Origin of the sequence: Cereibacter azotoformans (assembly GCF_021391315.1) — a bacterium.
Classification (GTDB): domain Bacteria; phylum Pseudomonadota; class Alphaproteobacteria; order Rhodobacterales; family Rhodobacteraceae; genus Cereibacter_A; species Cereibacter_A azotoformans.
Genome location: NZ_CP090021.1, coordinates 1,346,090 through 1,358,883 on the forward strand (window position 1 = coordinate 1,346,090; position 12,794 = coordinate 1,358,883).

Below are 12,794 nucleotides of genomic sequence, written 5' to 3' on the forward strand. Positions count from 1 at the left end.
GCGCGCGATGAACTTCTCCGCCTGGTCGATCCGCAATCCGGTCGCGCCGATCCTCGGCTTCGTGCTGCTGATGGTGCTGGGCTGGCAGTCCTTCAACACCCTGCCGATCACGCGCTTTCCCAACATCGACGTGCCGCTGGTGGCGGTGACGGTCGATCAGGCGGGCGCGGCGCCCGCCGAGATGGAGACGCAGGTCACCAAGGAGATCGAGGACGCCGTGGCGGGCATCACGGGGGTGAAGAACATCACCTCGACCGTGGTGGACGGCCGCTCGACCACGGTGGCCGAGTTCCGCATGGAGGTGCCGACCGACAAGGCGGTGCAGGACACCAAGGATGCGATCGACCAGATCCGGGGCGACCTGCCGGGCGACATCGAGGCGCCCATCGTGACCCGGATCGACGTCGAGGGTCAGGCGATCATGACCTTTGCCGTCTCCTCGCCGAACATGACCATCGAAGAGCTGTCGTGGTTCGTGGACGACACGATCACGCGCTCCCTGCAGGGCAGGCCCGGAATCGGCCGGGTGGACCGCTACGGCGGGGCCGAGCGCGAGATCCGGGTCGAGCTTGATCCGGTGAAGCTGGACAGTTTCGGCATCACCGCGCCTCAGGTGAACGCCCAACTGCGCGCGACGAACGCCAACCTCGGCTCGGGCCGGGCGGAACTGGGGCAGGGCGAGCAGGCGATCCGGGTTCTGGGTGATGCGGCCACGGCGGACCGGCTGGCCCTGACCACGATCGCGCTGCCCTCGGGGCGCTTCGTGCGGCTGTCGGATCTGGGCACGGTCGTGGACAGCTACGAGGAGCCGCGCTCCTTCTCGCGCTTCAACGGCGAGCCCGTGGTGACCTTCGCGGTCTTCCGCGCCAAGGGGGCCAGCGAGGTCTCGGTGGCCGAGACGGTCAATTCCGTGCTGGCCGATCTCGCCGCCGCCCATCCCGAGGTGCGGACCGAGCTGGTCGATGACACGGTCTTCTACACCTACGGCAACTACGAGGCGGCCCTTCACACGCTGCTCGAGGGGGCGCTGCTGGCGACGCTCGTGGTGCTCGCCTTCCTGCGGAACTGGCGCGCGACCTTCATCGCGGCGCTGGCCCTGCCGCTTTCGGCGGTGCCCACCTTCTTCGTGATGGACCTGCTCGGCTTCTCGCTGAACCTCGTGAGCTTCCTTGCGATCACGCTGGCCACCGGGATCCTCGTGGACGATGCCATCGTCGAGATCGAGAACATCGCGCGGCACATCCGCATGGGCAAGTCACCCTTCCGGGCCGCCATAGATGCCGCCGACGAGATCGGCATGGCGGTCATCGCCACCTCGCTCACCATCGTCGCGGTCTTCGTGCCGGTCTCGTTCATGCCGGGCATACCGGGGCAGTATTTCGCGCAGTTCGGGCTGACGGTGGCGATTTCGGTGCTGTTCTCGCTGATGGTGGCGCGGCTCATCACGCCGATGATGGCCGCCTACCTGATGCGCCCGAAGGACGCCGACGAGAAGCCGCATCAGGATGGCATCCTCATGCGCGGCTATCTGGCGCTGGTGAAGCAGACGCTGCGGATGCGCTACCTGACGCTTGTGGCGGCCATCGCCGTCTTCGCGCTGTCGATGTTCTTCATGCTGCGCATTCCCGGCAGCTTCATCCCGCCCGAGGACGTGAGCCGCATACCGCTCAGCGTCGAGCTTGCACCGGGCACCTCGCTCGACGAGACCGACCGCACCACGCTGGCGATGCTGGAACGGATCCGGGGAGTCGAGGGCGTCGAGAATGTCTTCGTGCTGGGCGGCGCCTCGCCCACGGGCGAGCGCGACATCCGCCGCGCGGCGGTGACGGTGCTCCTGGAAAAGCTCGACCACCGGCTGAGCTACCGGATCGTCTCGCTGGCGGGCCGGCTGCCTCTGGTGGGACCCTTCGTGCCGCAACTGGATCCTGTGGGCCGGGTCCGGCCGCAGAACGAGATCGAGGCCGAGATCTTCCGGCTGCTGTCCGACCTTCCCGACGTGCGGGCCTTCAAGCTGAACGACCGGGGCGAGCGGGACCTGAGCTTCTCGATCCTATCGACCAACGAGGCGGACCTGAACGAAGCCGTGGCGCGGCTGGAATCGGCGCTGCGCGGCGATCCGCTTCTGGCCGACGTGGCCTCGGAAGGCGCGCTGCCCCGGCCCGAACTGCAGATCACCCCCCGCACCGACGAGGCGGCCCGGCTGGGTGTCACCACCGCGCAGATCGCCGAGATCCTGCGGGTGGCCACCATCGGCGACATCGACGCGAGCCTTGCCAAAATATCGCTCGATGGCCGGCAGATCCCGGTCCGGGTGCAGCTTGCCACCTCGGCGCGGGGCGATCTGGCTCGGATCGCGGCGCTCAAGGTCACGACGGCGTCGGGCGTGCAGGTGCCGCTCTCGGCCGTGGCGGATCTGCGCATCGCGGAAGGGCCGAGCGTGGTGGACCGCCTCAACCGCGAGCGGCGCGCGACCATCGGGGCGAACCTTCCGGTGGGCGTGGCGCTGGGGACCGCGTCGGCGCGCTTCAAGGAGATCACCGAGAGCACCGAGCTGCCGCCCACCGTCCGCATCCAGGAGGCGGGCGACGCCGAGGTGCAGCAGGAGCTGATGACCAGCTTCGGCAATGCCATGATCCTCGGGCTGATGCTCGTGCTGACGGTGCTGATCCTGCTCTTCCGCTCGGTGCTGCAGCCCTTCACCATCCTGCTGTCGCTGCCGCTGGCCATCGGCGGCGTGGCCGCGGCGCTGATCCTGACCGGCTCGGCCCTGTCGATGCCGGTGCTGATCGGGATCCTGATGCTGATGGGGATCGTGACCAAGAACGCGATCCTGCTGGTGGATTTCGCGGTCGAGATGCGGGCGCGCGGGATGGACCGCTTCTCCGCGATCATGGAGGCCGGTCACAAGCGGGCGCGGCCGATCGTGATGACCTCGATCGCCATGTCGGCGGGGATGCTGCCCTCGGCGCTGGGTGTGGGCGAGGGCGGGCCGTTCCGGGCGCCGATGGCCACGGCGGTGATCGGCGGGATCATCGTCTCGACGATCCTGAGCCTCGTGATCGTGCCCTCGTTCTTCCTGATCATGGACGATCTCTCACGGCTGATCGCCCGGCTCTTCAGCGGGATCGCCGGTGCGCGCGAGCACGAGCCCGAGCCGCCCACCGCCGAAGAACTGGCGGAACGGCTGGCCGCGCGCGAGGCCGATCTCGAGGCGCTGCAGGTGCGTGTGGCCGACCTCGAAAAGGCGCCGCGCCGCATCTTCGTCGCCCAGTAGGGCGGCGACCGCGGGCTGGTCAGTAACCGGGGCCGAGGATCCAGTTGCCGACGCGGTTCGCGCCGCCCGTGATGTCCTGACCGACGCCCGCCACCGTGTTGCAGCCCTGCAGGACGGCCGCGACGGCCGCCAGAACCACCAGTTTCTTCATCTTGTCCGCTCGCTCTCAGTTTTCTTGCCACCAGACGTCCGGCAGGAACCCCGGCCAGTCGCCATAGATGGGTGTGGTCGCCGGATAGCGCAGGTGCCTGTCATGCGCCAGCCGCGAAACCCGAGGATACCACATCGGAATGACATATCTACCGGCCGTCAGGATCCGGTCGAGCGCCCTCACGGAGGCTTGAAACTCGGCCGGGTCATCGGTGGCCAGCATCCCGCGGATCATCGCCTCGGCCGCCGGGCTCTCCATCCCCATCAGGTTGCGCGAGCCGGGGGCGTCCTTGCCCTCCGCCGACCAGTAGAGCATCTGCTCGTTGCCGGGCGAGAGCGAGAGCGAGCGCAGGAAGCTCGTCATGTCGAACTGCTGGTTGTCCACCCGCTGCTTGTATTGCGCCGGATCCACCGCCGCGATGCTGACCGAGATCCCGAGCCGCGCCAGCGCCTGCCGGTAGATGTTGGCGGCCGAGATCATTGCATCGGCCCCCTGCGGCAGCAGGATCTCGAACCGGAAGGGCCGCCCGTCGGCCCCTGTCAGCACCCCGTCTTCGACCCGCCATCCCGCCTCGGCGAGAAGCCGCGTCGCGACCCTCAAGCCCTGCCGGTTGGCTTCGCCGCCGTCCGAGACCGGCAGCGCGTAGCCCTCGAGCGTGCCGGGCAGCAGATCGGCCGCGTAGGGTTCGAGCAGCGCGCGTTCGCGCCCCTCGGCCGGCGCGCCGACCGCCATCCCGAGGTCGGAGTTCGAGAAGTAGGAGGCGATGCGCGGCTCGGCCCCGCCGGTGAGGGTGCGGTTGATCAGTTCGAAGTTGAAGGCCTGGATCAGCGCCTCGCGCACGCGCCAGTCGGCGAAGATCGGCCGGCGCGTGTTCATCACCAGCCCCTCCATGCCCGACGGGCGCCCGTGCGGGATCTCGGACCGGACGATCGCGCCGCTTCGCACGGCGGGAAAGTCGTAATGCGTCGCCCATTTGGCCGCGCTGGTCTCGCGGAAGACCGAGAGGGCGCCGGCCTTGAAGGCCTCGAACGCGACGCTGCTGTCGCCGAAATATTCGACCGTCACCTCGTCGAAATTGTGAAGGCCGCGGTTGAAGGGCAGGTCCTGCCCCCACCAGTCGGGGTTGCGCCGGTAGCGCAGTGAGCGCCCCGGCTCGAAGCTCTCGAGGATGTAGGGCCCCGAGCCGATCGGCGCCTCGAACCCCGAGGCCGCGAAGTCGCGCCCCTCCCACTGGGCCTTCTTCAGGACGGGACGCAGGCCCAGCACCAGCGGCAGTTCGCGGTCCTGTTCGGTGAAGGTGAAGCGGACGGAGCGCGGTCCGGTCTGCTCGGCCGAGGCGATCTTCTGCCAGGCGATCCAGTAGCGCGGCATGCCGCGGGTGCCCAGTTCCTCGAACGACCACAGGACATCCTCGACCGTCACGGGCGATCCGTCCGAGAATCGCGCGCCCTCGCGCAGGGTGAACTCGACCCAGGTCCGCTCCGGGTCGGTCTCTACCGATTCGGCAAGAAGGCCGTAGAGGGTGAAGGGCTCGTCGATCGAGCGCCCCATGAGGCTCTCGACGGCGAGCGGGGCGAGCGAGTAGGGCGCGCGGCCCTTCACGATATAGGGGTTGAGGGAATCGAATCCGCCCGTCTCGCCCAGCACGATCCGCCCGCCCCTGGGGGCGTCGGGATTGGCATATGGCAGGGACACAAAATCCGGTGGAAGCGCAGGTTCGCCATACATAGCTATGCCGTGGCGCGGTTCCGAGGCGGCTGCGAATCCCCAGACTGCAAGGCCCGCGGCTGCCATGAGACCCCTGAGGGCGGGCCGATAATCCTGTATCATTCGGGCAACAACTCCTCGATGGCCGGTCCGCAGGGCGCCAGATTTAGCGGCGGGCGGTAACCTTTTCAAACTTTTACCTTGGACACCGGCGGAGAAGGTCGTATAAGTATCCTACTGCTCGATAGGTTTCTTGCCTGTATGAAACCTGCCTCAACGACTGAACGCCGGCTTCGTGCCGGCGTTTTTTTTTCGCGCTTCGCGAATGACAGGGGCCCGATCGCGCCCGTTCCGTCTCGCCATTGCGGCGGCGCCCGGCTAGTTCTGGCGCAGGTGGAAACGACGGGAGGCAGGATCATGGATCTGAAAGGCAAGAGGGCCATCGTCACCGGCTCGAACTCGGGCATCGGTCTTGGCTGCGCCGAGGAGCTGGCGCGGGCAGGGGCCGAGGTGATCATCAACTCCTTCACCGACCGCTGCGAGGATCATGCCCTTGCCGAGAAGATCGGCCGCGAACATGGCGTCCCGTGCCGCTACATCGCCGCCGACATGTCGAAGGGCGAGGAGTGCCGGGCGCTGGTCGAGAGGGCGGGCGGCTGCGACATTCTCGTGAACAATGCGGGCATCCAGCATGTCGCCTCGATCGAGGAGTTCCCGGCCGGGAAGTGGGACGCGATCCTGGCGATCAACCTCTCGTCGGCCTTCCACACCACGGCGGCCGCCCTGCCGGGGATGCGCGCGGCGGGCTGGGGGCGGATCGTCAACATCGCCTCGGCGCATGGCCTGACGGCGAGCCCCTACAAGTCGGCCTATGTGGCGGCCAAGCACGGGGTGGTGGGATTCACCAAGGTCACCGCGCTGGAGACCGCGGGCAAGGGGATCACCTGCAACGCGATCTGCCCCGGCTATGTGCTGACGCCGCTCGTCGAGGCCCAGATCCCCGACCAGATGAAGGCGCATGACATGGACCGCGAGACGGTGATCCGCGAGGTCATGCTGCAGCGCCAGCCCTCGCGGCAGTTCGCGACGACGGCGCAGATCGGCGGCACGGTCGTGTTCCTCTGCACGGCGGCGGCGGAGCAGATCACCGGCACCACGATCTCGGTGGACGGCGGCTGGACGGCGCTCTGAGGGCCGGCCGCGGCCGGGGGCGGCTGCCCCCGGACCCCCGCGGATATTTGAGCCAGAATGAAGGGGCCGCGGTTTCAGCCTTTCGTCAGGGCGCGGGCGATGGAGGCGGCGAGGCGAGCGTTCGACAGGACGAGGGCCCGGTTGGCGGCCAGCGAACGGCCGTCGGTCAGGTCGAAGATCAGGTCGAGCAGGAAGGGCGTGACCGCCTTGGCGGCGACGCCCTGCGCCTCGGCGGTGGCGATGGCGCGCGCCACCACCGCCTCGATCTCGGCGAGGGGGATCTCGGCTTCGGCGGGGATCGGGTTCGTCACCAGCTGTCCCCCGGGCAGGCCCAGCCGCGCGCGCATGAGGTGGGCGGCGGCGATCTCCTCGGCGCTGTCGAGGCGGATCGGCGCGCGCAGCCCGGACTGGCGCGACCAGAAGGCTGGGATCTCGTCCTGCCCCACGGCGATGACCGGCACGCCCAGCGTCTCAAGCAGCTCGAAGGTCTTGGGCAGGTCGAGGATGGCCTTGGCGCCCGCCGAGACGACCGTCACGGCGGTCTGGGCAAGTTCGTGCAGGTCCGCCGAGATGTCGAAGCTCTCTTCGGCGCCGCGATGTGCGCCACCGATGCCGCCGGTGGCAAAGACCGCAATCCCGGCCAGCCGGGCGGCGATCATGGTGGCCGCGACCGTGGTCGAGCCGGTCGCCCCTGTTGCGAGGCAGACGGCGAGATCGGCCCGCGAGAGCTTCATCACCTCTTCGGCCAGCGCCAGCCGCTCCAGCTCGGCCTCGGCGAGGCCCACGCGGATCCGGCCCTCCATCACCGCGATGGTGGCGGGAACGGCGCCGGCCGCGCGGACCTCGGCCTCGACCTCGCGCGCGGTCTCGACGTTCTGCGGATAGGGCATGCCGTGGGTGATGATGGTCGATTCCAGCGCCACGACGGGCTGTCCTGCGTGCAGCGCCTCGGCGACCTCGGGATGAAGGGCAAGCGGTGCGGTCATGGGCTGAGATCTCCTGAGACAAGGGATGCGGCGGCGGCAAGGGCGGCGGCGAGCGCGGCCTCACGTCCGGCGCCGCGATGTTCGGCGGCAAGATGGGCGGCGAGGAAGGCATCGCCGGCCCCGGTGGCCCGGCGGCCGACAATGGCGGGCGGGCAGGCCTGCAGCAGGCCGCGCAGGGCGCAGCCGTCGGTGGCGGGCAGGGCGCCGTCGGTCACGATCGCCCGGCGCACGCCCGCCTCCAGAAGCGCCTCGGCGGCGGCCAGCGAGGTCGGAAAGGTGGCGCCGCAGATCATGCCTGCCTCGGCGCGGTTGAGGTGAAGCACGGCACGGGGATGGCCCATGAGCGGCGCGAGGCGCGGCGCCTTGGCGGGGCTGGCGGGCGCCAGCCGCAGGCTCGCGCAGGCGCGGACGGAGGCTGCGAGCCGGTCCAGAACCGCCTCGGGCAGGTTCGCGTCGATCACCAGCGGACCGCCGAAGGGCAGGGCGGGCGTGGCAAGGCGCCCGTCGAGAAGCGGCGCCAGCACCGCCTCGCCCGCCTCTTCCAGCGCGCGGGCATCCGCCACCGCAGCCGCCAGCGCGCCCTGCGACTCGAGCGCGAGATAGAGGTCGGTGGCCGTGCCGCGGTGGAGGAAGCGCATGTCGATCCCGGCCGTCGCGCCGGCCCGTGCCAGCCCTTCGCCCTCGGCATCCGCCCCCACCGCGGCCAACAGCGCCACCGAAAGCCCCTCGCGGGCGAGGGCGCGGGCGATGTTGAAGGCCACGCCCCCCGGCATCCGCGACACGGTTCCCGGCACGTCGGCGCCCGCCGGAAGTGCATGGGCCGTGTGGCCGATCAGATCCCAGTGGGCGGAACCGATGCAGAGGATGTCGGGCAGGCTCATACCGGCTTGATGCCCGCTCCGGCGCCCGCGGGCAAGCGTCTCGCCTCGCCGGAAGGTCGCGGGGCTTGCAATCCCCGCACGGGAGGGCTAAAGCGCGCGCACTTCACAGGCGGAGCCCGGGCTCGCGGGGGAGACATCCCCGTTGGTCCACCGGTTGGGGGAACACCCTCTACAAGGCTTCGCCGAGGCGCAAACCGGAAAGGACATGGACATGGCGCTCCCCGAGTTTTCCATGCGTCAGCTGCTTGAAGCTGGCGTTCACTACGGCCACCAGACCGCTCGCTGGAACCCGAAGATGGCGGAGTTCATCTACGGCGACCGCAACGGCATCCACATCGTTGACCTGACGCAGACGGTCCCGATGCTGGACCAGGCGCTCAAGGTCGTGCGCGACACCGTCGCCAAGGGCGGCCGCATCCTCTTCGTCGGCACCAAGCGTCAGGCCCAGAAGCCGATCGCCGAAGCCGCCGAGAAATGCGCGCAGCACTACATGAACCACCGCTGGCTGGGCGGCACGCTCACCAACTGGAAGACCGTCTCGCAGTCGATCCAGCGCCTGAAGAACCTGGACGAGCTGCTCGCCCACGGCGCCGAGGGCCTGACCAAGAAAGAGCGGCTGAACATGGAGCGCGAGCAGCAGAAGCTGCAGGCCTCGCTCGGCGGCATCCGCGAGATGGGCGGCACCCCGGACCTGATCTTCATCATCGACGTGGGCAAGGAAGACCTCGCCATCGCCGAAGCGCAGAAGCTGGGGATCCCGGTCGTGGCCGTGGTCGATACCAACAACTCGCCCAAGGGCGTGGACTACATCATCCCGGGCAATGATGACGCGGCCCGCGCCATCGCTCTGTACTGTGATCTCGTGTCGCGTGCGGCCCTCGACGGCATGAGCGCCCAGATGGGTGCCGCCGGGATCGACCTTGGCGCGCTCGACGTGGCCCCCGAGGAAGAGACGCTCGAGGCCTGATCGGCCGTTCGTCGCAATCCCGTTACCGGGCGGGGGTTACACCCCGTCCGGGTTTTTCCAATTCACTGAGGAGAGCCGCAATGGCAATCACCGCCCAGATGGTGAAGGAACTGCGCGAGTCGACCGGCGCAGGCATGATGGACGCCAAGAAGGCGCTGACCGAGACCGACGGCGACATGGAAGCCGCCGTGGACTGGCTGCGTACCAAGGGTCTGGCGAAGGCGGCCAAGAAGGCCGGCCGCACCGCGGCCGAGGGCCTCGTTGGCGTCGCCGTCTCGGGCGGCACGGGCGTCGCGGTCGAGGTGAACTCGGAAACCGACTTCGTGGCCAAGAACGCCGACTTCCAGACGATGGTGACGGGCTTCACCCAGGCCGCGCTGTCGGTCGATGATGTCGAGGCGCTGAAGGCGGCCGACATGGGTGGCAAGACGGTCGAGACCACGCTGCAGGAAACCATCGCCGTCATCGGCGAGAACATGACCCTGCGCCGGATGGCCAAGATCTCGGGCGATTCGGTTGCGGCCTATGTCCACAACGCGGCGGCCGATGGCCTCGGCAAGATCGGCGTTCTGGTGGCCGTGAAGGGTGCCGACAACGGCATCGCCAAGCAGATCGCCATGCACATCGCCGCGACCTCGCCGATGGCGCTGTCGGAAGCCGACCTCGACCCGACCCTCGTCGAGCGTGAGCGGGCCGTCCAGACCCAGAAGGCGCTGGAAGAGAACGCCGCCTCGGCCAAGCCGAAGCCGGATTCGGTGATCGAGAACAACATCATCCCGGGGCGGATGAAGAAGTTCCTCGAAGAGAACACGCTGCTCGGCCAGAAGTTCGTGATCAACCCGGACGTGACCGTGGCCGAAGCCGCGAAACAGGCCGGCGTCGAGATCCTGGGCTTTGTCCGCATGGCCGTGGGCGAGGGCATCGAGAAGGAGAAAGAGGATTTCGCCGCCGAGGTCGCCAAGACCCTCGCCGGCTGATCCGGTTCTGATCAAGCTCCAGGGGCGCGGCCTTCGGGTCGCGCCTTTTTCATATCCTCATGGCGCCAGACTCCGGTTCCAGCCGCCCAAACGAAAACGAGCGGCCGGGGCCGCTCGCTGACTTCGGATGGTGGTTGAGCCGAGGGCGGCAACCCTCTGTCGCCAAGGGTTATTTCGCGGCGACTGTCTGGGCGAGGGCGCCTTCGGCCGCTTCGCGGATCGCGCGGATGTTGGCGCCGTACGGTGCGGGATTGTCGACCGAGCCTCCCTTGAACACGGCCGAGCCCGCCACCAGAACGTCCGCGCCCGCGGCCGCCACCCGAGGCGCGGTCTCGGGCGTCACGCCGCCGTCGATCTCGATATGGATCGGCCGATCCCCGATCAGCGCGCGCAGATCGCGCACCTTGGCCACCTGGCTCTCGATGAATTTCTGCCCGCCGAAGCCGGGGTTGACGGTCATGACGCAGACCAGGTCGAGCAGGTCGAGCAGATGCGCCACCGCGTCGAGGCCGGTGCCGGGGTTCAGCGCGAGACCGGCCTTGCAGCCTGCGCCGCGGATGGCCTGAAGGGTGCGGTGAATGTGCGGACCGGCTTCGAGATGGGCGGTGATGACATCGGCGCCGGCGCTGGCGAAGGCGTCGATGTAGGGATCGACCGGCGCAATCATCAGGTGGACGTCCATCGTGCCCTTGATATGCGGCCGGATCGCCGCGCACATGGCCGGCCCGAAGGTCAGGTTGGGCACGAAATGTCCGTCCATCACGTCGACATGCACCCAGTCGCAGCCCTGAGCCTCAATGGCGCGGCACTCGGCACCGAAGTTTGCGAAATCTGCGGACAGGATCGAGGGGGCGATCTTGATACGGCGATCGAAGGACATGGCAACGCTCCTACAGGGTAAGGACCGCTTAGCCCAAGGCGGCGGGCCGCTTCAAGGCACTCTTAAGTCTCACCGCATATATTACATAACGTTGATTATCAGAATCAGCCGTATCGGTGTCGGGGCCGCCACCCGACAGCCTTTTCCGAGGCTCCCGCCGGGTCTCGGACCGGATCGCCCGTCCGCCTAGACGGCCTGGCCGGCGGCCCATCCCGAGGACCAGGCCCACTGGAAATTGTAGCCGCCGAGCCAGCCGGTGACATCGACGGCCTCGCCGATGAAATGCAGGCCCGGGACGGACCGTGCCACAAGGGTGCGTGCATCAAGGTGATCGGTGCTGACGCCGCCGAGGGTGACCTCGGCCGTGCGGTAGCCTTCGGTGCCCACGGGCCGCAATTCCCACTGCCGCAGAAGTTGCGAGAGGCGCTCGAGGGTGGCGTTCGACTGGGCCCCGATCGGCCCCTCAATGCCCGTCACGCTCTCCATGTGCCGCGCAAGACGCTCGGGAAGATGCCGGGCCAGGACGGTGCGCACGGCGCTTTTCGGCCCCGCGTCCCGCGCAGCGCGCAGCGCAGCCGACAGATCGGCGCCGGGCGTGAGGTTTACGGCAATCGGCATCCCCTCGCGCCAGTAGGAACTCGCCTGCAGGATCGCGGGCCCCGAGAGACCCCTGTGGGTGAAGAGCAGCGCCTCCTCGAAGCACACCCCGTCAGCGGTGATCCGCGCGGGAACGGAAAGACCGGCAAGCTCCTTCAACCGCTCGAGTTCCTGCGCGGCGAAGGTGAGCGGCACGAGGCCCGGCCGCGTCTCGACCACCGGCAGGCCAAAGCTCTCGGCCACGCGGTAGGCATAGCCCGTGGCCCCCATCTTCGGGATCGACTTGCCGCCTGTCGCCACCACGACCGACGCCGCCCGCACCGGCCCGCGCGAGGTTGCCACCTCGAATCCGTCCGGCACGGCCCGGATCTCGCCGGGTTCCACTCCCAGCCGCAGCTCGACCCCTGCCTCGCGCATCTGGCGCACCAGCATGTCCACGATCTGCGTCGCCGGCCCGTCGCAGAAGAGCTGGCCCAGCGTCTTCTCGTGCCAGGCGATGCCCTCGGCATCCAGCCGGGCGATGAAGTCCCACTGGGTGAACCGCTTGAGGGCCGAGAGCGCAAAGCGCGGGTTGCGCGACAGGAACCGCTCGGGCGCAATGCCGAGGTTGGTGAAGTTGCACCGCCCGCCCCCCGAGATGCGGATCTTCTCGCCGGGGGCGCGGGCGTGATCCAGCACCAGCGTGCGGCGTCCGCGCCGGCCCGCCTCAATGGCGCAGAACATGCCCGCGGCCCCTGCCCCAAGGATCAAGACGTCGGTTTTTTCCATGCGTCTCCATAACTTGCACCGATCTTCGGGACAATGCGAGAAATCTTCGACCTGCCCCTTGCGGAGGTCCGGAGGCTTCGCTAAACACCGCCGCAGTTGGGGCGTCGCCAAGTGGTAAGGCAGCGGTTTTTGGTACCGCCATTCGTTGGTTCGAATCCAGCCGCCCCAGCCACTTCGTCACTCGGAGGCCGCAGGCCCCCGGTGCGGAGGGCCGGTTGCTCTTGCGGCCCAGAGCAGCCTTTGTTAAACCGGCCGCACAGTTGGGGCGTCGCCAAGTGGTAAGGCAGCGGTTTTTGGTACCGCCATTCGTTGGTTCGAATCCAGCCGCCCCAGCCAATTCATCTCCGTTCAGACCGACATTCGGCGCGACCTGCGCCCGCCCCTCGTCCTGATCCGGGCTTTGGAGGATGCGGGA

At 68.5% G+C, this 12,794-nt stretch carries 10 protein-coding genes and 2 tRNA genes; 6 read left to right on the plus strand and 6 right to left on the minus strand.

What is annotated here, in order from left to right:
- Positions 1 to 7: 7 nt before the first annotated feature.
- Entirely contained in the window at positions 8 to 3,274 is a 3,267-nt protein-coding gene (locus LV780_RS06765) for an efflux RND transporter permease subunit (protein WP_108220175.1), read from the plus strand.
- A gap of 19 nt (positions 3,275 to 3,293) precedes the next feature.
- Here LV780_RS06765 and LV780_RS06770 read toward each other — a convergent pair whose 3' ends face one another.
- Positions 3,294 to 3,425 carry an entericidin gene (locus LV780_RS06770; protein ID WP_044248039.1) on the minus strand — a complete coding sequence of 44 codons (132 nt, stop codon included), beginning with the start codon at positions 3,423 to 3,425 and terminating at the stop codon, positions 3,294 to 3,296.
- A gap of 15 nt (positions 3,426 to 3,440) precedes the next feature.
- A complete protein-coding gene (locus LV780_RS06775; RefSeq protein WP_108220176.1) occupies positions 3,441 to 5,255 on the minus strand; it encodes an extracellular solute-binding protein in 1,815 nt (604 codons plus the stop codon).
- Between the two features lie 294 nt (positions 5,256 to 5,549).
- On the opposite strand from LV780_RS06775, the gene LV780_RS06780 reads away from it, so the two are divergent.
- Entirely contained in the window at positions 5,550 to 6,323 is a 774-nt protein-coding gene (locus LV780_RS06780) for a 3-hydroxybutyrate dehydrogenase (protein WP_117344961.1), read from the plus strand.
- 74 nt (positions 6,324 to 6,397) lie between these two features.
- Here LV780_RS06780 and LV780_RS06785 read toward each other — a convergent pair whose 3' ends face one another.
- Both LV780_RS06785 and LV780_RS06790 read right to left on the minus strand, forming a co-directional pair.
- The gene (locus LV780_RS06785; RefSeq protein ID WP_011908532.1) at positions 6,398 to 7,309 is read right to left on the minus strand and encodes a pseudouridine-5'-phosphate glycosidase; all 912 of its coding nucleotides are present in this window, start codon (positions 7,307 to 7,309) and stop codon (positions 6,398 to 6,400) included.
- The gene (locus tag LV780_RS06790) at positions 7,306 to 8,190 is read right to left on the minus strand and encodes a PfkB family carbohydrate kinase (protein ID WP_011908533.1); all 885 of its coding nucleotides are present in this window, start codon (positions 8,188 to 8,190) and stop codon (positions 7,306 to 7,308) included. Before LV780_RS06790 ends, LV780_RS06785 begins: the two co-directional genes overlap by 4 nt.
- Before the next feature lie 205 nt (positions 8,191 to 8,395).
- On the opposite strand from LV780_RS06790, the gene rpsB reads away from it, so the two are divergent.
- Together rpsB and tsf are read left to right on the plus strand one after the other, a co-directional pair.
- The gene (gene rpsB / locus LV780_RS06795) at positions 8,396 to 9,157 is read left to right on the plus strand and encodes a 30S ribosomal protein S2 (RefSeq protein ID WP_044248041.1); all 762 of its coding nucleotides are present in this window, start codon (positions 8,396 to 8,398) and stop codon (positions 9,155 to 9,157) included.
- Between the two features lie 80 nt (positions 9,158 to 9,237).
- Positions 9,238 to 10,134: a translation elongation factor Ts gene (gene tsf, locus LV780_RS06800; protein ID WP_011908535.1), complete on the plus strand. Its 897-nt coding sequence runs from the start codon at positions 9,238 to 9,240 to the stop codon at positions 10,132 to 10,134.
- A gap of 169 nt (positions 10,135 to 10,303) precedes the next feature.
- Here the strand turns inward: tsf and rpe are convergent, their stop codons facing one another.
- Both rpe and LV780_RS06810 read right to left on the minus strand, forming a co-directional pair.
- Positions 10,304 to 11,014 carry a ribulose-phosphate 3-epimerase gene (rpe, locus tag LV780_RS06805; RefSeq protein ID WP_011908536.1) on the minus strand — a complete coding sequence of 237 codons (711 nt, stop codon included), beginning with the start codon at positions 11,012 to 11,014 and terminating at the stop codon, positions 10,304 to 10,306.
- Positions 11,015 to 11,200: 186 nt separating this feature from the next.
- Positions 11,201 to 12,379 (minus strand): BaiN/RdsA family NAD(P)/FAD-dependent oxidoreductase, encoded by a 1,179-nt coding sequence (locus tag LV780_RS06810; RefSeq protein WP_108220177.1) that lies wholly within the window; start codon positions 12,377 to 12,379, stop codon positions 11,201 to 11,203.
- A 97-nt stretch (positions 12,380 to 12,476) separates the two neighbouring features.
- Between LV780_RS06810 and LV780_RS06815 the strand changes: the two genes are divergently transcribed.
- Both LV780_RS06815 and LV780_RS06820 read left to right on the plus strand, forming a co-directional pair.
- Positions 12,477 to 12,551, plus strand: a tRNA-Gln gene (locus LV780_RS06815).
- An 89-nt stretch (positions 12,552 to 12,640) separates the two neighbouring features.
- A tRNA-Gln gene (locus LV780_RS06820) sits at positions 12,641 to 12,715 on the plus strand.
- The last annotated feature ends 79 nt before the right edge of the window (positions 12,716 to 12,794 follow it).

Excerpts from the sequence above, each read along its gene's own strand:
- LV780_RS06765 (WP_108220175.1), top strand. The coding sequence starts at position 8 with ATGAACTTCTCCGCCTGGTCGATCCGCAATCCGGTCGCGCCGATCCTC.
- LV780_RS06780 (WP_117344961.1), top strand. The coding sequence starts at position 5,550 with ATGGATCTGAAAGGCAAGAGGGCCATCGTCACCGGCTCGAACTCGGGC.
- LV780_RS06790 (WP_011908533.1), bottom strand. The coding sequence starts at position 8,190 with ATGAGCCTGCCCGACATCCTCTGCATCGGTTCCGCCCACTGGGATCTG.
- rpe (WP_011908536.1), bottom strand. The coding sequence starts at position 11,014 with ATGTCCTTCGATCGCCGTATCAAGATCGCCCCCTCGATCCTGTCCGCA.
- LV780_RS06810 (WP_108220177.1), bottom strand. The coding sequence starts at position 12,379 with ATGGAAAAAACCGACGTCTTGATCCTTGGGGCAGGGGCCGCGGGCATG.
- tsf (WP_011908535.1), top strand. The coding sequence starts at position 9,238 with ATGGCAATCACCGCCCAGATGGTGAAGGAACTGCGCGAGTCGACCGGC.
- LV780_RS06775 (WP_108220176.1), bottom strand. The coding sequence starts at position 5,255 with ATGATACAGGATTATCGGCCCGCCCTCAGGGGTCTCATGGCAGCCGCG.
- LV780_RS06785 (WP_011908532.1), bottom strand. The coding sequence starts at position 7,309 with ATGACCGCACCGCTTGCCCTTCATCCCGAGGTCGCCGAGGCGCTGCAC.
- rpsB (WP_044248041.1), top strand. The coding sequence starts at position 8,396 with ATGGACATGGCGCTCCCCGAGTTTTCCATGCGTCAGCTGCTTGAAGCT.
- LV780_RS06770 (WP_044248039.1), bottom strand. The coding sequence starts at position 3,425 with ATGAAGAAACTGGTGGTTCTGGCGGCCGTCGCGGCCGTCCTGCAGGGC.